The organism is Nocardia sp. N2S4-5 (genome assembly GCF_044628355.1).
Lineage (GTDB): Bacteria > Actinomycetota > Actinomycetes > Mycobacteriales > Mycobacteriaceae > Nocardia > Nocardia wallacei_B.
This window is the reverse complement of the sequence record NZ_JBIUPM010000001.1, coordinates 6,104,877-6,125,680: the sequence shown is the minus strand read 5'-3', so window position 1 is coordinate 6,125,680 and position 20,804 is coordinate 6,104,877. Positions and strand designations below refer to the sequence as shown.

General features: G+C 69.5%; 19 protein-coding genes and 1 tRNA gene. 10 read left to right on the top strand and 10 right to left on the bottom strand.

The annotated features are described in order from the left end of the window. Window positions 1–49 precede the first annotated feature (49 nt). Together ACFMRZ_RS28210 and ACFMRZ_RS28205 are read left to right on the top strand one after the other, a co-directional pair. Window positions 50–685 (top strand): Uma2 family endonuclease, encoded by a 636-nt coding sequence (locus ACFMRZ_RS28210; protein ID WP_280270370.1) that lies wholly within the window; start codon window positions 50–52, stop codon window positions 683–685. Between the two features lie 57 nt (window positions 686–742). After that, entirely contained in the window at window positions 743–1,540 is a 798-nt protein-coding gene (locus ACFMRZ_RS28205; protein WP_400181394.1) for a thioesterase family protein, read from the top strand. Between the two features lie 22 nt (window positions 1,541–1,562). On the opposite strand, the gene ACFMRZ_RS28200 is transcribed toward ACFMRZ_RS28205, so the two are convergent. Beyond that, window positions 1,563–2,135, bottom strand: coding sequence for a TetR family transcriptional regulator (locus tag ACFMRZ_RS28200; protein WP_400181393.1), 573 nt, complete (start codon window positions 2,133–2,135; stop codon window positions 1,563–1,565). Window positions 2,136–2,241: 106 nt separating this feature from the next. On the opposite strand from ACFMRZ_RS28200, the gene ACFMRZ_RS28195 reads away from it, so the two are divergent. Together ACFMRZ_RS28195 and ACFMRZ_RS28190 are read left to right on the top strand one after the other, a co-directional pair. After that, window positions 2,242–3,405: an FAD-dependent oxidoreductase gene (locus ACFMRZ_RS28195; RefSeq protein WP_400181392.1), complete on the top strand. Its 1,164-nt coding sequence runs from the start codon at window positions 2,242–2,244 to the stop codon at window positions 3,403–3,405. A gap of 97 nt (window positions 3,406–3,502) precedes the next feature. Continuing rightward, the gene (locus ACFMRZ_RS28190) at window positions 3,503–4,174 is read left to right on the top strand and encodes an EthD domain-containing protein (protein ID WP_400181391.1); all 672 of its coding nucleotides are present in this window, start codon (window positions 3,503–3,505) and stop codon (window positions 4,172–4,174) included. Between the two features lie 16 nt (window positions 4,175–4,190). Here the strand turns inward: ACFMRZ_RS28190 and ACFMRZ_RS28185 are convergent, their stop codons facing one another. Further along, window positions 4,191–5,102 (bottom strand): zinc-binding dehydrogenase, encoded by a 912-nt coding sequence (locus ACFMRZ_RS28185; protein ID WP_400181390.1) that lies wholly within the window; start codon window positions 5,100–5,102, stop codon window positions 4,191–4,193. 100 nt (window positions 5,103–5,202) lie between these two features. Here ACFMRZ_RS28185 and ACFMRZ_RS28180 point away from each other — a divergent pair, with 100 nt between their 5' ends. Next, window positions 5,203–5,790 carry a TetR/AcrR family transcriptional regulator gene (locus tag ACFMRZ_RS28180; RefSeq protein ID WP_400181389.1) on the top strand — a complete coding sequence of 196 codons (588 nt, stop codon included), beginning with the start codon at window positions 5,203–5,205 and terminating at the stop codon, window positions 5,788–5,790. Here ACFMRZ_RS28180 and ACFMRZ_RS28175 read toward each other — a convergent pair. Further along, window positions 5,787–6,806, bottom strand: coding sequence for an iron ABC transporter substrate-binding protein (locus tag ACFMRZ_RS28175; RefSeq protein ID WP_400181388.1), 1,020 nt, complete (start codon window positions 6,804–6,806; stop codon window positions 5,787–5,789). The genes ACFMRZ_RS28180 and ACFMRZ_RS28175 overlap by 4 nt on opposite strands. Before the next feature lie 108 nt (window positions 6,807–6,914). Between ACFMRZ_RS28175 and ACFMRZ_RS28170 the strand changes: the two genes are divergently transcribed. Both ACFMRZ_RS28170 and ACFMRZ_RS28165 read left to right on the top strand, forming a co-directional pair. Further along, complete coding sequence (locus tag ACFMRZ_RS28170; protein ID WP_400181387.1) at window positions 6,915–7,499, top strand: hypothetical protein; 585 nt, start codon at window positions 6,915–6,917, stop codon at window positions 7,497–7,499. 20 nt (window positions 7,500–7,519) lie between these two features. Beyond that, the gene (locus ACFMRZ_RS28165; protein ID WP_400181386.1) at window positions 7,520–8,950 is read left to right on the top strand and encodes a metallophosphoesterase family protein; all 1,431 of its coding nucleotides are present in this window, start codon (window positions 7,520–7,522) and stop codon (window positions 8,948–8,950) included. 319 nt (window positions 8,951–9,269) lie between these two features. Here the strand turns inward: ACFMRZ_RS28165 and ACFMRZ_RS28160 are convergent. Beyond that, a tRNA-Cys gene (locus tag ACFMRZ_RS28160) sits at window positions 9,270–9,340 on the bottom strand. Between the two features lie 118 nt (window positions 9,341–9,458). Between ACFMRZ_RS28160 and ACFMRZ_RS28155 the strand changes: the two genes are divergently transcribed. Continuing rightward, window positions 9,459–9,995, top strand: a complete 537-nt coding sequence (locus ACFMRZ_RS28155) for a MarR family transcriptional regulator (RefSeq protein ID WP_280271436.1) — start codon at window positions 9,459–9,461, stop codon at window positions 9,993–9,995. An 82-nt stretch (window positions 9,996–10,077) separates the two neighbouring features. Further along, window positions 10,078–11,133 (top strand): hypothetical protein, encoded by a 1,056-nt coding sequence (locus ACFMRZ_RS28150; protein ID WP_400181385.1) that lies wholly within the window; start codon window positions 10,078–10,080, stop codon window positions 11,131–11,133. Here ACFMRZ_RS28150 and ACFMRZ_RS28145 read toward each other — a convergent pair whose 3' ends face one another. The 6 genes from ACFMRZ_RS28145 to ACFMRZ_RS28120 form a co-directional block, all read right to left on the bottom strand. Further along, window positions 11,134–11,910, bottom strand: coding sequence for an enoyl-CoA hydratase (locus ACFMRZ_RS28145; RefSeq protein ID WP_400181384.1), 777 nt, complete (start codon window positions 11,908–11,910; stop codon window positions 11,134–11,136). 34 nt (window positions 11,911–11,944) lie between these two features. Next, the gene (locus ACFMRZ_RS28140; RefSeq protein WP_400181383.1) at window positions 11,945–13,012 is read right to left on the bottom strand and encodes an enoyl-CoA hydratase/isomerase family protein; all 1,068 of its coding nucleotides are present in this window, start codon (window positions 13,010–13,012) and stop codon (window positions 11,945–11,947) included. Between the two features lie 233 nt (window positions 13,013–13,245). Beyond that, the gene (locus ACFMRZ_RS28135) at window positions 13,246–14,244 is read right to left on the bottom strand and encodes a hypothetical protein (protein ID WP_400181382.1); all 999 of its coding nucleotides are present in this window, start codon (window positions 14,242–14,244) and stop codon (window positions 13,246–13,248) included. A gap of 25 nt (window positions 14,245–14,269) precedes the next feature. After that, window positions 14,270–15,079: a hypothetical protein gene (locus ACFMRZ_RS28130; protein ID WP_400181381.1), complete on the bottom strand. Its 810-nt coding sequence runs from the start codon at window positions 15,077–15,079 to the stop codon at window positions 14,270–14,272. Beyond that, complete coding sequence (locus ACFMRZ_RS28125; RefSeq protein ID WP_400181380.1) at window positions 15,076–16,095, bottom strand: hypothetical protein; 1,020 nt, start codon at window positions 16,093–16,095, stop codon at window positions 15,076–15,078. Before ACFMRZ_RS28125 ends, ACFMRZ_RS28130 begins: the two co-directional genes overlap by 4 nt. Next, the gene (locus tag ACFMRZ_RS28120) at window positions 16,092–17,273 is read right to left on the bottom strand and encodes a hypothetical protein (protein ID WP_400181379.1); all 1,182 of its coding nucleotides are present in this window, start codon (window positions 17,271–17,273) and stop codon (window positions 16,092–16,094) included. The genes ACFMRZ_RS28125 and ACFMRZ_RS28120 overlap by 4 nt, the downstream gene beginning before the upstream one ends. Before the next feature lie 243 nt (window positions 17,274–17,516). Between ACFMRZ_RS28120 and icmF the strand changes: the two genes are divergently transcribed. Further along, window positions 17,517–20,756: a fused isobutyryl-CoA mutase/GTPase IcmF gene (gene icmF, locus ACFMRZ_RS28115; protein WP_400181378.1), complete on the top strand. Its 3,240-nt coding sequence runs from the start codon at window positions 17,517–17,519 to the stop codon at window positions 20,754–20,756. The last annotated feature ends 48 nt before the right edge of the window (window positions 20,757–20,804 follow it).

Genomic DNA, 20,804 nt, shown 5'->3' with positions numbered 1-20,804 from the left:
GGCTTTACTTCTAGGATGGCATCGACCGCCCGATCAGAGGACGCGCGCTATGTCGGAAGCATTCGACTGGTCATCACCCAAGACCTATGTCCAGGCCATAGACATGGACACCTATCTGTCGATGCCCGAAGACATTTCCCGAACCGTAGAGATCCACGACGGCATGGTTGTCTTCTGTGAGTCACCGACGCCCAATCACAATGCGATCGCCTACGCCATCGAGCGGGCCCTGCGGGATGCGAACGCTGCGCGGTCGCCGGCGGAGCCGTGCCTGCGCGTCAACCACGATCTCGACTTGCTCGTCTCTGAGGTTCCCTTTCATTACAAGCGGCCGGACGTAATCGTCTATCGCTGTATCCCGGAACCCCGAACGAAGTGGAAGCGCAAGCCGACCATCGCCGACACCCTCCTGGTCGTAGAGGTTGTCTCGCCGACCACCGTTACCGCCGACTTGATCGACAAGCGGGCCGAATATGCCCGCTATGGAGTCCGCCACTACTGGATCGTGCGGATGGTCGATGACGACGGCCCCGCGTCCTCGGTGGAGATGCTGAACCTGGATTCCGCCGGACGGTACATCTCGGAGGGTTTGCGCAGTCGCACCGCGACGTCGCACGCTATCGAGGCCGTGACACCTCTGAAGGTGCAGGTGTCCTGGGACGAACTGGACGTGGGAATCGACTGAGGCTGTTCAGCGATGTCGCTCCGGCGGGTGCGGGGCGGCGTGAGATGGTGATGTCTCATGGATGCCTTCTACGTGCCTGATCCCGCTGATCCGAATCTCTTCGAGTCGACCGAGTTGACGCGGGGGCCGTGGTCGCCGGATGCGCAGCACGCGGGGCCGCCTTCGGCGTTGCTGGGGCATGTGATCGAGCGGTGTGAGCCGCGGGCGGGGTTCACGGTCGGGCGGGTGGCGGTCGAGATTCTGGGGCCGGTGCCGATCGCTCCGTTGCGCGCCGAGGCTCGGGTGAGCCGGGCGGGGCGCAGTGTCGAATTGATCGAGGCGACACTGAGTTCGGAGCAGGGGCCGGTGATGAAGGCCAACGCCTGGCGGTTGCGCGGGGCCGAGCCGGAACTGGATCTGCCCGCCGATGTCGTGCCCAGCGGGACGTACCCGGGGCCCGAAAGCGCCGCGGCGGGAGCCGAATTCCCGTCCACACAAACGGTCGGCTTCCACACCGGCATCGAATACCGTTTCATCGCGGGCGGATTCGCCGAACCCGGACCGGCGGTGTGCTGGATTCGACTGCGCTATCCCATCGTCGGCGGGACCGTCCCCAGCCCGCTGGAGCGCACGCTCGCCGCCGCCGATTCCGGCAACGGGATCAGCGCCGTACTGGATTGGGACAGTTACCTTTTCATCAACACGGACCTCACCGTGACGCTGCACCGTGAGCCGCTCGGCGACTGGGTGTGCCTGGATGCGGTCACCTATCCCGAACGCAGCGGCCTGGGCCTCGCCGAATCCCGCTTGTACGACGAGAAGGGTCCCGTCGGCCGCGGCACCCAGACCCTGTTCATCGGCCCGCGCAAACGCTGAGCCCTGGGTACTCCTGCCGGAGTCATGGCGTCGAGGTGAGGTAGCGCTGGAGCGTGGGGCCGATGTCGGCGACGATCCGGGCGGGGGTCAGAGCTACCACCGGGGGCAGCCGTAAGACGTAGCGGCACAAGGCGAGTCCGAGCACCTGCGAGGCGATCAGGCCCGCGCGACGGGGAGCGTCGGCCGGGTCGCCGATGCGGAGCACGACCGGGGTCAGCTGGCGGGCGAAGACCTGCTGGACCCGCTCCACGACGGCCTCGTCGGTGACCGACGAACGCAGCAGCGTCAGCAGGATCTCGTTGCCCGGAGAGTCGTCCCACAGCTCGAGGAACCGTTCGGCCAGGAGTTCACCCAGGGCCTCCGGGTCGGCCTCGGTGAGATCGGGCAGGGACAGGTCCACATCCAGGGCGGCGTCGAACAGGCCCTCCTTGTTGCCGTAGTAGCGCATCACCATCGACGGGTCGATACCCGCGTCCGCGGCGATCGCCCGGATGGTGGCCTTGCGGAAGCCGTCCTCGGCGAAGCGGCGGCGGGCGGCGTCGAGAATGGCGGCGCGGGTGGCGTCGGAACGACGCTGAGGTGCATCGACTGTCATGCCAACAAATGTAGGCCAACAAGTGTTGACATGCCAGCGCGGGCCGCCCTATCGTTGTTGCCAACAGACGTTGGCCAACAAATGTTGGCAAGCCAGAGGAGTCATCATGACCATCCCCGCCACCACCTCCGTCGCCATCGTCGGCGCCGGCCCGGCCGGGCTCACCGCCGCCATCGCGCTCGCCGACGCGGGCATCGACTTCGTCCTGCTGGACCGGCAGGCCGAGGGCGCGAACACCTCGCGCGCCGCCGTGGTGCACGCCCGGACGCTGGAGGTGCTGGACGGCTTCGGCATCGCGGCGGAACTGCGTGACCTGGGCATCGAGGTGCCGCGGTTCGTGGTGCAGGACGGCACCACCCGGCTGGCCACGGTCGACTTCGGCGGCCTGCCCACCGCCTTCCCCTACACGTTGATGGTCGGCCAGGAGACGACCGAGGCCGTGCTGCTGGCGCGCCTGCGCAAGGCGGGAGGCGATGTGCACCGGCCGTACCGGGTCACCGCCGTGCACGACGACGGCACCGGCGTCACGGTCGAATACGCCGACGCCGCAGGCACTTCCGGCGCGCTCCGGGCCGACTACGTCATCGGCGCGGACGGCATGCACAGCGTGGTGCGGGAGCAGGCCGGAATCGGTTTCACCGGCGCGACCTACCCCGAGTCGTTCGTGCTGGCCGATGTCCGGATGACCTGGCTGGACCCGCGCGACGAGGTCTCGCTGAACCTGTCGCCCGAGGGCGTCACGGTGGTGGCCCCGCTGCCCGACGAGAACGGCGAGCGCTACCGAGTCGTCGCGACCGTCGCCGAGGCGCCCGAACATCCCGAGCTGGCCGATGTCCAAGCGATTCTGGACGCCCGGCGGCCCGGCGCGGTGGTCCGGGAGGTGTTGTGGGGCTCGCGATTCCGCGTGCACCATCGGGTGGCCGAGCACTACCGCGCGGGCCGGATCCTGCTGGCCGGAGACGCCGCGCACGTGCACAGTCCGGCCGGCGGGCAGGGCATGAACACCGGTATCCAGGACGCCGCGGCGCTGGGCGCGCTGCTGGTGCGGGTGCTGGGCGGCGCACCCGAGGCGCTGCTGAACGACTACGAGAAGTCCCGCCGCCCAGTGGCTCTGGACGTGGTCGCCTTCACCGACCGGATGACCCGGGTAGCCACCCTGCGCCCGCGCCCGGCCCGGCTCGTGCGCAATGCCGTCCTGCGCACCGTCACCCGCCTCCCCGCAGTGCGGCGGGCCCTGGCCTATCGGCTGTCGGAACTGGCCAACCGCTGAATCACCCGTCCCGCCCTCCGGGATCGACGGCCGAAACCACCGATGCGACCACGGAGCGACCGCTACCGTGGTCGCTGCCGACGACCCGGGAGCCGCTGTGACGAAACTGATGTACGCCCTGTGGGGTGCGGACCTCGACAAGAACCTGCACGCGCCGACGCTGCACGAGCGCCTGGCCGCGGCCGGCGCGGACACGGTGCAGCTCAATATCTGTGACGACGACGTGGCGGCCGCGCAATTGCGCATCTCGACCTACGCCGAACCGATCGCGGCGATCGTCGGGGTGTGGACCGACGCCGCCGAGGCCCCGATCACGGCCGCGCTGGCGGACACGGCCGACCGGCTCGACGGCTGGATCGTCGAGGAGCGCGTCCCGTTGCCCGCGCCGCCGACCGAGAACGGCGCCCGCAGTGCGGCTCTGGCCAATATCGCCCTGCTGCGCATCCCGGAGGGGCTGTCCCGCGAACAGTGGCTGCGCTATTGGCACGACACCCACACGGCGGTCGCGATCGAGACCCAGGCGACCTTCGGCTACGTGCAGAACATCGTCACCACCGCGCTCACCCCAGGGCCGCGCGTGGACGGCCTGGTAGAGGAGCTGTTCCCGCCGGCGGCCATGACCGACCAGCACGCCTTCTGGGGCAGCGGCGGCGACAATGCCGAATTGGAGCGCCGGGTCACTCGAATGCTGGCCAGCGTCAAGGCTTTCGGCGCGGATCGCGATATCGACGTGGTACCGACCAGCCGCTACCTCTACCGGCTGCGGTGAACGGCCCGAAAACCGCTTATCCCCGGGTGATTTCGAGTACCGCCTTGCCCGCGATCCGGCGATCGATCAGCGCCCGCGCGGCATCGGCGTAGTCGTTCCAGTCGCTCCGCCGACCCACTTCCGGCGAAAGCCGTCCGGCCGCAGCGAATTCCAGCAATGTGGCGAGATCGGGACCCACCTCGTGGACATCGCCGAAGGTACTGATGGTCTTGACCGCGCCGACGAAGAACAACGAGTAGGGGTCGAACACCGCGGGCTCGTCGGATGCCCAGCCGATGGTCTGCACACTTCCGCCGGGCGCCAGCAGTTCCCAGGCCGCGGCCAGTTGCGGGCCGCCGACATTGTCCAGAATGAGATCGACCGGACGGTCGATACCGGACAGGCCTACCACGACCTCGTGCGCCCCCAACTCCGCCAAACCCGTTGCGCGCCCAGATGATCCGACGGAGGCGACCACGTGCGCCCCGCCCAGTGCGGCCAGTTGCACGGCATACCGGCCGACTCCGCCCGCGGCCCCCGTGACCAGCACCCGGCGGCCGAGAATGTCGCGGGTACGCAGCGTGCGCAGCGCCGTGACCCCCGCCATCGGCAACGCCGCGGCCGCGACGAGATCCAGCGCCTGCGGCACCTCGGCGACCGCGGAGGTGTCCACGGCCAGCAATTCCGCCCACGCGCCCGCGCCGAAGGCGGCGACCCGGACGCCGGCCGGTGGCCCGGACCCGTCCGCCGCGGCCCGCACCACGACCCCGGCCGCGTCGTAGCCGTGCACGGTCCCCGCGGGCCTGCGACCGGCGAACAGCACCTCGCCGCGATTGAGCGAGAAGTGCCGCACCTCGATCAGCACTTGGCCGGGCCCGGGTTCCGGGTCGGGCACCGTGCTCAGGCGCAGCGACTCCGGCCTTTCGTTATCGACGATCAACGCACGCATTTCGGTAGGACCTCCCAGCGAGACACAAAGCGGACCAACAGTCCGATTAAGGCACGGTAGCATGAACCGGACCAGCAGTCCGATTGAGCGGAGGTGTGCGATGCCCGACCAGCGCGGCGAACGGGCCGACGCCGCCCGCAACCGCCGGGCGGTGCTGCGGGCCACCGAGCAACTGCTGGCCGAGGGCGGCGGTGACCACGTCTCGCTCGATCGTGTCGCCGCGTTGGCGGGGGTCGGCAAGGGCACCGTGTTCCGGCGCTTCGGCAATCGCGCCGGACTGCTACAGGCCCTGTTGGAGGAGCGATCCCACGAGCTCCGCGAGGCCGTCCGCACGGGTCCGCCGCCGCTCGGTCCGGGCGCGCCGACACGCGAACGCCTGATCGCATTCCTGGATGCCCTAGGGGCGATCGCGGAGGGCAATGCCGTCCTGCTGTCGGCACACGAACAAGCTTGCGCCGAGGACAAATTCGACGATCCGAGCTACCGGTTCTGGCATCGCCATCTCAGCGATCTCTACGCCGCCGAGCAGCCCGGCCGCGACACCGAATTCCTGGCCCACGCACTGCTCGGCACATTCGACGGTGAACTGGTCCGCCACTTCACTTCTCGCGGCGACCCGCGCCGATTCACCCGCTCCGTACAGGATTTGGCGCTGGCGCTACTCGAATCCCCGCGCGAGGGCGGCTAGAGCAGGTCCGCGTCGGTCATCAGCTGGGTGATCTTCTTCGCGTCCAGCTTGCTCGGATCAATACGCGGCGCCTGCAGGCTGTCGAGCGGCGGGAGCGCCGGGTTGGCGGGCACGTCGGCGGCGACGGGGTATTCCATGGAGGTGCTGCGCTGGAGCACCTGCTGTCCGGTCCGGCCGGTGACGAACCGGACGAACCGCTGTGCCGCCTCGGACTTCTTGCTGGACCGCAGCACGCCCCCGCCGGAGATCGACACGAATGCGCCGGGGTCCCCGTTGCGGAAGTAGTGCAGCGCGGTGTTGCCGCTGTTCTCCTTGGTTCCCGCCTGGTCGCGGTACCAGTAGTAGTGGGCGATCAGGCCGCCCTCGACCTGTCCGCGGTCGACCTTCTTCATCGACTCGACGCTGTTCGGGGACGCGACGGTGTCGGTCTTCAGGCCCCGCAACCACGCCCGGGTCACGTCCTCGCCCTGCGATGCCAGCAGGCCCGCCACGACGGCCTGGAAATCCGCGCCCGAGGTGGCGGCCGTCCAGCGGCCCTTCCACTGCGGCTGCTGCAGGTCCAGCAGTGAGGCCGGCACCTGGTCGGCGGGCAGCTTGCCGCTGTTGTAGACGAAGACCGTCGAGTTGGCGGCGGTGCCGGTCCATTTGCCGGTCGAGGGCCGATATTGCTCGGGGACCTGCGCCAGCGTCGCCTGGTCGAGATCGGCGAGCAGTCCGGCGTGCTCGACCGTCGCCATCGCCGGGGAGTTCTCGGTGAGAAAGACGTCGGCCGGAGACTTTTCGCCCTCGGCGGCGAGTTGGTCGGCGAGATCGGTGTCGCCGCCGTTGCGGAGGGTGACCTTGATACCGGTCTCCGCGGTGAACGCGTCCACCCACTGCTTGGTCAGCGCCTCGTGCTGGGCGTTGTAGACCAGAATCTCGTTGTCGTCGTTCACGTTCGAGCACGCCGTGGTCGCCGCCAGTACGGTCAGCGCCGCGAGGATGCCGATCGCCGATTTCCGTCGAGCCGCCGTCATGACCGACCAAGCTACCCGGTGGCACGGTACAGCGCGGCGTCGCCCCGGGCTCGGAGATCGAATTGCCGTACTGTGCGAGAAAACCGGCGGGCCGACGAGGGGAACGTGATGACCGATCCATCCGGTGGCCTGCCGTACCAGCCCGCACCGGAGCCGCCGAGCTACTACCCGCCCGAGGGATATCTCCCGGCGGACGACTCCGCGCCGCAGCCGCAGCCGCCCGCGCCACCGCCGCGCCGGAAGCACACCGGAGCGATCGTCGCGCTGCTGGCCGCCGCCCTGTTCGCGGTCGCCGCCGCGATCGGCGTCGCCGCGCTGCTCACCGGACAGGGCAAGGGGCCGCTCGCCTCGGACGAGAAGAAGATCGAGGTCGCCGTCCGCGACTTCTACGACACGATCGCCGCCGAGGGCGTGGACGCGGCGATGGCGAAGTCGTGCCGCGTCGATCGCGACGAATACGCGGCGCTGCCGGACGATCAGCGTGCCACGATCGCGAGCGAGACCGTGAAGATCCGGATCGACGCCGTCGACGGCATCGTGGTCCGCGGCGATCGGGCCACCGCGAAACTGCACGGCAAGCTGGAGCCGTCCGGCGGCGGTCTGATGCCGGATCTCGATGCCATCGACAGCGCACCGGAATACCTGCGCAAAGAGGACGGCGACTGGAAGGTCTGCGCGGCCGACAACCGCTAGCCCCTGCTACCGTCGCTGCGGTGGGCTACGGGATGAGCTGCTGTGGACCGAAGCGGCGCCACGTGCTGCGCGCGCTCGGACTGGCGGCCGCGGCGCCGCTGCTCGCCACGAGCGCGCCGGGATCCGCTCGCGCCCAACCGGGTTCGCTGATTGCCACGGATCTCGAGGTGGTCACCGTCACGGCCACTTCGGTCGTACTGACCTGGACCACACTGGCCGTGAACGCCGACGGCACACCGATTCCGGCGGAAGCGAACACGGAAGTCCGTCTGGCCCCGGCGGATTCGCGCGGCCCCGCGACGGTGTACTTCCCCGCCGGAGCGGAACGCACGCCGTACCATTACGCCGAGGTCGACGGCTTGGAGCCCGGCCGCCCCTACCGTTTCGAGGCCTGGTCGGACGGCGTGCGCGTCACCCCCGCGGCGAATCTCGTCACCCGCATGCCCACCGCGCCCGAATGTACCGGCGAATTCACCACTTTGGTGCCGCCCCCCGGCCGCCGGTTGCGCACCCTGGCCCTGTGCAACGACGTGCATTTCGGCGAGGAGGTGAGCGGCCTGATCGCGGCGGGCCTACCCCCCGGCGTGCGACAGGACCCGGGCCTGACCCCCTACCCCGAGATGATGCTCGCGGCCGTCCTCGACGACCTACGCCGCCCCGACCGCGCCGCCGACCACCTCCTCCTGGCAGGCGACCTCACCTCGGAGGCCACACCCGACCAGACCCACGGCGTCCGAAGCCAACTCGACGCCTGGGGCGCCCCCGGCCGAGATTGGTTCGCCGTCCGCGGCAACCACGACCGCCCCCACATCGGAAACGACTACGCCACCTGCCCACCGATCGCCGCCGACCACCACGACTGCTGGGGCGAATCCTTCACGCCCCCAGGCGAAGTCCTCGACCACCAAGTAGGCGGCCTCCGCCTCCTGGGCCTGGACACCACCGACTTGGACACCGCCGGCGGCCGCATCGACCGCCCCCAACTCGACCGTATCCGCGAGCTGCTACACGCCGACCCCCACCGCCCCACCCTGGTATTCGGCCACCACCCCGTAACCCTCGACTCGGCCGTATCCAACATCGCCGGCCCCTCTTTCGTCCTCAACCGCCCCGACGCCACAGCCCTACAAGCCCTGTACAGCAAGGCCCCCGGAGTCTTCCTCCACCACAGCGGCCACACCCACCGCAACCGCCGCAGCCCACCCGACACCCCCCTCCAAGTCGAATTCATAGAAGTAGCCGCAGTAAAGGAATACCCCGGCGGCTACACCCTCCTCCACCTCCACGAGGGCGGCTACCAACTCAACTTCTACAAAACCCGCTCCCCCCAATCCCGCACCTGGAGCACAAAAACCCGCTCCGAATACCTAGGCCTACAACCCGAATACACCCTGGGCCCCACCACAACCCGCAACCACGTAGTCCACAAAGACCTATCCGGCCTTACCTAGCCCCGCACACCCGCACACCCGCACACCCGCACACCCGCACACCCGCACACCCGCACACCCGCACACCCGCACACCCGCACACCCGCACACCCGCACACCCGCACACCCGCACACCCGCACCGAGCGAACGCGACACCACCTCCCCACGCAACCACCCACGCCCAAAACATCCACTAATCCCGGTTCCCCCAAAGGTTTTCGGCGCGTCTCGGTTTTCGGGTGCCGCTGCGAAGCGACGAAGGAGCCAGCAGCGGCACCCGAAAACCGAGACCAAGGGCGCCGAAAACCCGCCGGAGCGAAGCGGAGGCCAAAAATACAGAGCGAGTGGCGGGATTCGAACCCGCGTACACGGTTTTGCAGACCGCCCCCTAACCACTCAGGCACACCCGCATCAATCCCCATACTCGCCAACAGACCCCCAAACCCCCACCCTTCCCCTCACCATGATCAAAACCAACCCCCCAACACCTAGAACCCACCCCCACCCCCACCACCTAAACTCGGCCACATGGCCGTCCCCCGCCCGCTCCCCCTGGACCCCATCGAAGAGGCCCACCGCCAATGGACCGCACACGGCTGGGAGAACGTAGCCGACGGAATGGCCGCGGTCACCTCCCTCGTCCGAGCCCAGCAAATCGTCATGGCCCGGGTCGATGAGGCCCTACGCCCCTCCGGCCTCACTTTCTCCCGCTACGAACTCCTCATGCTCCTGAGCTTCAGCAAGTCCGGAGCCCTGCCGATGGCCGTCGCGAGCGCCCGCCTGCAAGTCCACCCGACCAGCGTCACCAATACCGTCGACCGCTTGGAAGCGGCCGACCTCGTCCGCCGCGTCCCGCACCCCAGCGACCGTCGAGCAACCCTGATCGAAATCACCGATGCGGGCCGTGAACTGGTCACCAGTGCCACCGACGCTCTGAACACCAAGGTCTTCGCACATCCCGGGCTTGCGCCCGACCGACTGCAATTGCTGCTGCAACTCCTGGCCGAGTTCCGGCGCGCGGCCGGCGACTTCGATGCCGGAGCGGGCCCGACACGCTGGGCGTGACACGATAACCGTTCAGCATCCCACCAGCGACATTCCGACTCCCGGCTTCACATCGGCGGTCCGAGGGTCCACCATGGAGGCCATGGTGCTGGTCCTGGGGGTGTCGGCGGGCGCTGGTGGCGCACGCGCGATGCTCACGCATTCCGACCAGCCACATCTCCCGCCCATTGATCGCTGCACGGTGCCCCGGCGCGCCGGCGGCGGTGTCGAGGAACCGGTTTTCCAGGCCATCGATCGGATGCGCCGGTCGGCGGAGGAGCGCGACGAGTTCATCACCGGTATCGCCGTCACCTCGCGCAGCCCGGTGCACGCCGACGCGATCCGCGCCACGGCGGGGCGCAGTCGGCTCACCATCGTGGACGAGCCGGTGGCTCAGCTGCGTTATCTGCGGTTCAGCGGTCAGCTGCCGGAGGAAGGCGCGATCGTGCTCTACGATCTGGGCGCCTCGGGCCTGACGGTCACGGAGGTCGACTGCCGCACCGACGCCATTCTGGCGGCCAAGCGCAGCACGGTGCTCGGCGGCGACGGCCACGACGCGCTGTTGCGGTGGCGGCTGGCGCACGGCGGCGTGATGATCGACAAGCCGACGAGCCGCGCCTACAAGGAGGCGCTGACCACGACGCCGGTGCTGACGGCCGGCGATCCGCTGACCGATACCCGAATGGTGTTCACGCGCAGCGATTTCAGCGAGTTGGTGGCGGCCGGGGTGCATCATTCGGTGTCGTTCGTGCGGCAGATGATGGAGGAGACGGGCACCGCCGCCGAGTCGGTCGCGCTGCTCGGCGGCTGCACGCGGAATCTGGGCATTCGCGACGCGCTGGCGCAGTTGCTGGATCTGCCGGTGATCTACGACCCGGAGCCGGAGTTCGTGTCGGCCCGCGGCGCGGTGCTGATGGCGACGCAGATGCCCGCGGCGCGGCGGGTGCGCGGTGTCCGGTTCGCGGCGCAGCGGTTGCGGCCGACGGGGTCCGCGCCGGTGTCCAAGCGCAAGGTGGTGGCGGCGCTGGCGGTCACGGTGACGCTGGGCGCGACGGTGGCCGGTCTGCTGGCCGCCGACCGGCAGGCCCCGCAGCCGACCACGCACGGGACCGTGCCGTCACCGGTCGAGGTGGCGGGCACGCCCGCGCCGCACAAGTGATCAGCGGTTGGTGAAGTTCGCGGGCCGCTTCTCGACGAAGGCGCTCATGCCTTCCTTCTGATCCTCGGTGGCGAACAGCGAGTGGAATACCCGCCGCTCGAAGCGCAGCCCCTCGGTGAGCGTGGTCTCGTAGGCGCGGTCCACGGCTTCCTTGGCGATCATCACCGCGGGCAGTGACATGGACGCGATGGTCTCGGCCGCCTCCAGCGCCGTCGGCACCAGCTCGGCGGCGGGTACGACGCGGGCCACCAGACCGGCGCGCTCGGCCTCTTCGGCATCCATGTTGCGCCCGGTCAGAACGAGATCCATGGCCTTGGCCTTGCCGACCGCGCGGGTGAGCCGCTGTGAGCCGCCCATGCCGGGGATGATGCCCAGCTTGATCTCGGGCTGCCCGAATTTGGCCGTGTCGGCGGCGAACAGGATGTCGCACATCATGGCCAGCTCACAGCCGCCGCCCAGGGCGTAACCCGCGACGGCGGCGATGATCGGCTTGCGGAAGGCGACCACGCGATCCCAGCCCGCGAAATGGTCGTGCAGGAACATGTCCATGTAGGACTTGGCCTGCATCTCCTTGATGTCGGCGCCGGCGGCGAACGCCTTCTCCGACCCGGTGAGCACGACCGCGCCGATGCCGTCGTCGGACTCCAGCTCGTCGAGGGCCGCGGTGATGTCCGTGAGCACCTGCGAGTTCAGCGCGTTGAGCGCCTTCGGCCGGTTCAGTGTGATCAGGGCGACGCGACCCTTACGCTCCAGCAGGATGGTCTCGAAGTCGGTCACAGCTGTTCCTCTCCGGATCGGTTGCGGATATCGGTCACGATAGCCGAGCAGGCGGCGCAACGAGATTCAGTTCGTCGGCGCCCAGTTCGGCGAAATAGGAGTCGACCTGCGCGGCCGGGACGTCGGCGAGGGTGGCGGGCCGCCAGCGCGGAGTGCGGTCCTTGTCCACCACCTGCGCGCGGATGCCTTCGACCAGATCGTGGCTGTCCAGCGAGGCGACCGAGACCCGATACTCCTCGTTCAGCGCCGATTCCAGATCGGTTGCGGCGCGGGCGTTTCGCAGCGAGCGCAGCGTGACCTTCAGCGCCACCGGTGATTTCGACAGCACCTCGGCGGCGGCCCGACCGGCGGCCGGGGCGGGGTGTGCGCGCAGCCGCGCGACGATCTCCTCGACGGTGTCGGCGCTGTAGCAGGAGTCGATCCAGTCCCGCTGTGCGAGTAGCTCGGACGGCGGTGCGGGCTGGGCGAACTTGGCGATGGCGACCTCGGGCTCCGCGGTGCGCAGCGCGTCCAGCAGAGCCGGAAGCTGGTGGGAGGGAACGTAATAGTCGGCGAATCCGGTGGCGATGGCGTCACCGGCGCTCATGCGCGCGGTGGTGAGCGCGACATGGGTGCCGATCTCGCCGGGCGCGCGCGAGAGCAGATAGGTGCCACCGACATCCGGGGCGAACCCGATGCCCGTCTCGGGCATCCCGACCTTGGAGCGCTCGGTGACGATGCGGTGACTGCCGTGCCCGGACAGGCCGACGCCGCCGCCCATCACGATGCCGTCCATCACGACCACGTACGGCTTCGGGTAGCGGCCGATGTAGGCGTTCAACACGTACTCGTCGCGCCAGAACCGCGCCGACGCCGAATTCGCACCGCTCGCAGTGTATTTGGCGTCGTTGTAGATGGCGACGATGTCGCCGCCCGCGCACAACCCGCGCTCGCCCGCACCGGTCACGACGACCGCGCGAATCTCGTCGTCGTCGGCCCATCGCCGCAGCGCGTCCAGGATGGCCAGTGCCATCGGATGATTCAGCGCGTTGATGGCCCTGGGCCGGTTCAGCGTGATCAGGCCGAGGCCGTCGCGCTGGTCGATGAGAACTTCGTCGCTCATGCTGCTCCTACTACTGATCGGGCGACGACCACCCGTACGATCTCGCCGACGCTCCTCGAGGAGTCGGCGCGGGCGACCTCATTCCGGCCGATGTACGGTCATCCTATAGTTGGACTACCAAGTATATCTAGGCGACAGTTCGAGGTGTGCGCTACGCCACTGGACCGCCGAGGGCGGCCGCCGGTGCGCGTGCGCCACGCACCGGCCCGCCCAGAGGGTGCGTTACCGCCCGCTCAGTGCTCCGGGCCGAGTTCGACGGTCGTGCCCGGATGCGCGAGCGAGGCCACCCGGACCGGGCCGCCCTTCGCCTGCTCGATGAGCTGCCCCTGCCACGCCACGAAGCAGGAGGCCGCCTCGCTGTCGTGGATCCGGTCCAACGCCGGGGCCAGGTTTCGGGCGAGGTCGCCCTCCGCGGCGATCAGCTGATCCCGATACGGGCCGTAGTAGGGCAGGATCGCTTCCAGCACAACGGCTTCCACGCTCTGCACCTGGGCGATGACCGGATCGATGAGCGGCTGGTTGCGGATGATCACCGGTGCGATTTCGGCGAGCACCGGGCCGACCAGCTGCAACAGCGGCTGATACACCGAGCCCAGCGCGAAGGCCTCCGAGGAGAACGGGCCGGCCAGCGGGGCCAGGCCGATCAAGGAGGCCAGGCCGCCCTGCTGCCGCGGCGCCGGCCAGCCGAGCGGGCACGGCGGCTGGGCATTCGCGGGAGCGGCGTCGAAGAGACCGGCGGCACCGGGCGCCCCGTTCAGCGGCACGGAATCCGTGCCACCGGGGCCCTGCGAACCCCCGTTCAGCGGCACGGACGCGCCCGGACCGGCGTTGCCCGGACCGATCGCGATCCCGGGTGCCACTCCGGCCGCCCCGCCGAGCGGGACCGACGCCGCGGGCGCGACGCCGTTCGGAACCGACCCGGCGGGCGCGGTGCCGGGCGGGAGCGACCCAGCAGGCGCAGTGCCGGGCGGAACAGACCCCGCGGGCGCAGTGCCGGGCGCTGCCGGGGCCGCGGGTGCGGACCCCGGCTGCGCGGGCGGTTCCGGCTGCGCGGGGGCGGTGCGGGCGGCGGGTGCGGGCGCCTGCGAGACCACCACCGTGACCGGCTGGTCGTCGTGGTCGCGGACGGTCAACGCCGTCACCGCGACGGTGCTGCCGAGCGCCGTCACGGCCGCCACGATGCGGATCGCGCCGGCGAGCCACGGCTTCGGCGTCCTCGTGCGGGAAGTCATGGGCCCGAACTCCTTGTCGTATCGCTCATTTCGTCGGTACCGGCGGGGATTCCGGTGCGGCGGTGCCGGGTTCGAACACGCCCTCGAGATGCCAGACCCCGGTGAACCCGTTGAACGGCCCGCCCACGATCAGGCTGGTCCACTGCAGCGTGAACTTCCGGGTCTTCGAGTCGTAGCTGCCCGTCGCCGAGGGACCCTGCGGGGCATCGGATTTCGGCTGGTTCAGCCACTGGTGCGCCACCCAGTCCCATACCTTCTGCACCTGCTCGGCGCCCGCGACCTGGCCGACCAGCTTCTCCGGGGGCTTCGGCGCGCCCTGGTTGAACTCCTGGTCGTTCCACGAGGCCGCCCACGACGACAGATCGGCGGTCAGCTTGCCGCCGTCGTTGATCACCGACGGCGGCGGCACCTGCCGCTGGGTCTGCGGATCGACCGCATTGGTGGAGGCGCCGAACTCGACCGCGAAGAACTTCGTCGGCCGGGTGATCGAGGCGGCGAGCGAATTGCCGTGGTCGAAGCCGGGATTCGGCTCGCTCTGATAGCCGCCGGTGCGCAGGCCGCCCGCGGTGCCGGGGGCCAGCAGCGTGGTCGAGCCGCCCTGTGCCGGGGAGTCGCCGTTGGGCATGTACGGCCCCTGCTCGGCGGTGCCGCCGGGCTGCACCATGCGGAACCAGGTCCCGGTCACGGACGTGCCGTCGACCGCTCCGGGCGTCAGCCGCAGCAACCCGATCAGTGGTTCCGGCCCGTTCGACGCCGGAGCGTCGCCGCCGGAGCAGCCGGTCAGCACCGCGACGGCCGAAACCAGCACGGCGGCCAGTACTGTGCGCGTGTTCATCTGCCGTCACCTCCGGTCGCGTTCGATTCCTGCCGCCTGCCGGTTCCGGCGGCCGCCACCGCGAGCGCCAGCACACCGGGCACCAGGTAGAACCAGCCCAGCGCCCGGAAGCCGGTGACGCCCAGCGGTTTCGTCGTGTCGTTCAGCGCCGCGACGGCATCGAAATTGCCGATGTTGTCGTTCATGGCCCCGATGAGCGCGGCGAACCGGGAAGTCATGGGCTGCCAGCGGGATTCGAGCGCGGTGAGACCGCCCAGCCCCGCGTCCGGATGCGCCGCGCGCACCGCGGGGACGTAACTGCTGTTCAGTTCGCCGTCGGCGGCGACCAGGGTGATGAAGTAGTCCTGCACCTTGCGCACCTCCGCGTGGGTGAGCAGGGGACCGAAGCCGTCGATCACGGGTTGCCCGGCGCCGGCGGCGCCGAACAGCCCGCCCGCCAGTGGGACCGCGATCAGCGCCACGCCCGCCAGCGCCGCCAGCGACCGCCAGACCGGCGCCGGGCGGCCGTCACCCGCACGCCGGAAGCCGAAAACGCCTGCGGCGGTGAGTATGACGCCGGGCAGCACGAGCAACCAGGGCAGCACCCCGAACGGCGGCAGATCGGCCAGCCGATCGTAGTCTCCGCGGTGGCTGTCGATCGTGCCGATCGTGCCGCCGAGATCGGTACGGATGCCGGGATAGTCACGTACGAATCGATCGATCCGCTCGGAGCCCCGTGGCTCTTGACCCCGTGCGCGCAACTCGAGCACATTCGACCGGGCGTCATCGAGCACCACCAGGTCCGCCCGGAAGTCCGCCACGGCCGAGGCGGTGACGTAGGGCGCGAAACCGTCGATCATGGCCTCGCCCTTGGCCGTTCGCGGGAACATGCCGGTCACGATGGGCACGACGATCAGCGCGACACCGAGGACCGCGAGCGCCACGAACGGCCATCGCGGCCGCACGGGCGCCGCCACCTCGACGCTGGACACGTAGTCCGCGTAGGCGGGCAGATCGGAGGACAACGGGGATGTCATGGCCGCCCGCGCCCGACCAGCCGATCAGCGCTGAAGAACACACCCGTCGCGACCACGGCCACCACCACCAGCACCGGAATCAGCCACACCGGCTCCCCCCGGCGCGGCGGCACCTCAACCGTCCGCCCCGCCAGCACCGCATCCGACACGGACTGCCCTTGCTGCACAGAAGAATTCACACCGGACCCCGCTCCCCCAGGCGGAGATCCCCCGGGCACGAGGGTGGGCGGGACACCTCCGGGCGCAGCAGCGGGCGGAACACCTCCAGGCCCGACGGCAGGCGGGGCACCCGCAGGCCCGAGGGCGGGCGGGGCCGCTCCGGGCGCCACGGCGGACGGCGCTCCCCCAGGCCCGGCGGCGGACGGCGCTCCGGCAGACCCGACGGCGGGCGGCACTCCCCCGGGCGCTACGGCGTTCGGCGCTGCTCCAGCAGGTGGGGCTCCGGCGGGCGGGGCTGCGGCGGGTGGGACCGGGGCCGCTACCGCTGCTCCGTGCGGCAGACCGCCCCCGCGATATTGGCCTGCCAGGTGCCACAGTCCTGTGAAGTTGTTGAATGGGCCGCCGACGATCTGGCTGGTCCACTCGAGCACGAAATTGCCTGCCTCGTCGATGGTTCCGCGGACCGGGCTGGTCTTTCCGGGGAGCCCGCCGCCGGGTTTGGGCGCACCCTGGTTGAACACCTGGTTGTTCCAGGTGACGCCGAGGCTGCTGAGATCGCCGGACAACTGCCCGCCGTCGGCGAAGATCTGCGGCAGTGCGGTACCCGTGCCGGTCTGCGGGTCGGTCGGATTGGTCGCCGTGGCGAAATCGACGCCGTAGAAGCGGACCGGCGTGGTCACCCGTCCCGATTGCGCGTTGCCCGAGGCGTCGAAGGCGGCCGCGGGCTGCGGCTGATAGTCGCCGCCGATCAGGCCGCCGTCCGTACCCGCCGACAGCGGCGTCACCGTCTGATCGCTGCACCTCGAATCGCTGTTCTGCAGGTACGGGCCGCCCGCGTCGCCGGTCGGCAGAATCATGCGGAAGAAGCTGCCGGTGACCGCGCCGTTCGCGCATACCCCGGGCGATAGCGCGAACAACCCGTCCAGCGCCACCGGATCCGCCTGCGCGGGCGGTGTCGCAATCATCGAGACGCCGACCGCGGCGGCCGCGGCGGCGAGCCGGTACCCGGTCCGTCCCATGCGTTCTTCCTTCGATCGATGCAGCTGAATGCCCACGGTCATGCCGTGGCCCGTCCATCGGAACTCGAGTCCGCGCGGAAGTCGCCGGTTGTGGTCAGGCTGAACCGAAATATGCCCGCAAACTTCCGGGCACCCCGCCTGGCATTGTGGCCGCGCTCACCGTAGAATAATTACTTTGACGTCCTAGTATTGGTCGCCAAAGCAGTACTGATCGCCACAGCACATTCCCCGGCGGAGGATTCCATGCCCGACCAGACCACCCTGCACGCGCCCGTGCACCCCGTGCGCTTCGTGACCTCGGCGGCGCTGTTCGACGGGCACGACGCGGCGATCAACATCATGCGGCGGATCCTGCAGTCGCAGGGGTCCGAGGTCATCCACCTCGGGCACAACCGGGCCGTGCACGAGGTCGTCGACGCGGTGCTCACCGAGGACGCCCAGGGCGTGGCGGTCAGCTCGTATCAGGGCGGGCACGTCGAGTACTTCGAATACCTGGCGACGGCGCTGCGGGAGGCCGGCGCCGGGCACGTGCGGATCTTCGGTGGCGGCGGCGGAGTGATCGTCGCCGACGAGATCAAGCGGCTGGCCGAGTCGGGGGTGCGGATCTTCTCCCCCGAGGACGGGCAGCGGCTGGGGCTGCCGGGCATGATCAACGAACTGGTCCGCGACTGCGACGTGGATCTGTCGCTGGAGCCCGCACCGGTCGACGCGGTGCTGTCCGGCGAGCGGAAAGCGTTGGCGCGCACCATCACCTGCCTGCAGCAGGACGCGCTGCCCGCCGCCGATCTGGCGGCGATCACGACGGCGGCGGAGAACAAGACCGTCCCGGTGCTCGGCATCACGGGCACGGGCGGCTCCGGAAAGTCCTCGCTCACCGACGAACTCGTGCGGCGGCTGCGCTCGGACCAGCAGGACAAGCTGCGCGTCGCGATCCTGGCCGTGGACCCGACGCGGCGGCGCGGCGGCGGCGCGCTGCTCGGCGACCGCATCCGGATGAACGCCCTCGACGGCGACCACGTCTACTTCCGCTCGCTGGCCACCCGCGGCGGCCGCGAGCTGCCGACCAATGTCGACGCGATGATCCTGGCCTGCAAGGCGGCCGGATACGACCTGGTGATCCTGGAGACACCGGGCATCGGCCAGGGCGACGCGGCGATCACCGACCACGTCGATCTCTCCATGTACGTGATGACGCCGGAGTTCGGCGCGGCCTCGCAGCTGGAGAAGATCGACATGCTCGACTACGCGGACGTGGTGGCGATCAACAAGTTCGAGCGCCGCGGCGCCGCCGACGCGCTGCGCGACGTGTCGCGTCAGCTGATCCGCAACCGCGAGGCGTTCGGCTCCACCCCCGACGACATGCCCGTCTTCGGTACCAGCGCCGCCACTTTCAACGACGACGGCGTGACCGCGCTGTACCAGCACCTGGCCGGTCGGTTGCACGAGCTGGGCCTGCCGCTCGAGCCGGGCGCGCTGCCGCGGGTGAACACCAAGGCCTCCACCAGGTTCGCGCAGATCATCCCGCCGTCGCGGGTGCGGTACCTGGCGGAGATCGCCGAGACCGTGCGCGACTACCACGCCGACACGGTGCGGGAAGTCGCTGCGGCACAACGGGTTCAGCGATTGGAGCAGGTGCTCGGCGAGCTGGAAGGCACTCACGAAACGACAGAGGCACAGCACGCCGTCGCCGCACTCCTCGACCAGGCCCGCACCGGACTGGCACCCGAAAACGCCGCGCTGCTGGCGGAATGGCCCGCCCTGGCCGAGTCGTACCGGGGCGAGGAGCAGGTGGTCAAGGTCCGCGATCGCGAGCTGCGCACCACGCTGCGCCGAACCTCGTTGTCCGGCAGTTCGATTCCGCGCGTCGCACTCCCGCGCTTCACCGATCACGGTGAGCTGCTGCGGTTCCTGCGCTCGGAGCACCTGCCCGGCCGATTCCCGTTCACCGCGGGAGTTTTCGCGTTCAAGCGGGACAACGAGGATCCGGCGCGCATGTTCGCGGGCGAGGGCGACCCCTTCCGCACCAACCGCCGGTTCAAGGTGTTGTCCGAGCACTCGGACGCGAAACGCCTGTCCACCGCCTTCGATTCGGTGACCCTGTACGGCCACGACCCGGCCGAGCGGCCCGACATCTACGGCAAGGTCGGCACCTCCGGCGTGTCCATCGCCACGCTCGATGACATGAAGGCGCTCTACGACGGCTTCGACCTGACCGCGCCCACCACCTCGGTGTCGATGACGATCAACGGCCCGGCGCCGACCATCCTCGCCTTCTTCCTCAATACCGCGATCGATCGGGCGGTGGAGAGCTTCACCGAAACCGAAGGGCGCGCACCGAATTCCGAGGAAGCCGCGGAAATCCGCGCGAAGGCGCTGGCGACCGTGCGCGGCACCGTGCAGGCCGACATTCTCAAGGAGGATCAGGGCCAGAACACCTGCATCTTCTCCACCGAGTTCAGCCTGCGCATGATGTCCGATATCCAGGAGTGGTTCGTGCGCAACAGCGTTCGCAACTTCTACTCGGTGTCGATCTCGGGCTACCACATCGCCGAGGCCGGGGCGAACCCGATCAGCCAGCTGGCCTTCACCCTCTCCAACGGCTTCACCTACGTGGAGGCGTATCTGGCGCGCGGCATGCACATCGACGACTTCGCGCCCAACCTGTCGTTCTTCTTCTCCAACGGCATGGACCCGGAGTACTCGGTGATCGGCCGGGTCGCGCGGCGCATCTGGGCGGTCGCCATGCGCGACAAGTACGGCGCCAACGAACGCTCGCAGAAGCTGAAGTATCACGTCCAGACCTCCGGCCGGTCGCTGCACGCACAGGAGATGAGCTTCAACGACATTCGCACCACGCTGCAGGCGCTGATCGCGCTCTACGACAACTGCAACAGCCTGCACACCAACGCCTACGACGAGGCCGTCACCACCCCGACGGAGGAGTCGGTGCGCCGCGCCCTGGCCATCCAGTTGATCATCAACAAGGAGTGGGGCCTGGCGATGAACGAGAACCCGCTGCAGGGCAGCTTCATCATCGATGAACTCACCGATCTGGTCGAGGAGGCCGTGCTGACCGAGTTCGAGCGGATCAGCGAGCGCGGCGGCGTGCTGGGCGCCATGGAGACCGGCTACCAACGCGGGCGCATCCAGGACGAGTCCATGCTGTACGAGCACCGCAAGCACGACGGCAGCCTGCCGATCATCGGCGTCAACACCTTCCGCAACCCGCACGGCGAGGAGCATCAGGTGCTGGAGCTGGCGCGCGGCACCGAGCAGGAGAAGCAGTCGCAGCTGCGGCGCACCCGCGACTACCAGGACCGGCATCGCGACGAGGCGCACGCGGCGCTGGCCCGGCTGGAGGCGGCGGCCCGCGGCGACGACAACGTCTTCGAGGTGCTGATGGACGCGGCGCGGGTGTGCACGCTGCAGCAGATCACCGACACCTTCTTCACCGTGGGCGGGCAGTATCGCCGCAATGTGTGAAACGCGGCGATCTCCCGCGATCGCCGGTCGCCGCGTGTGACAATCGCC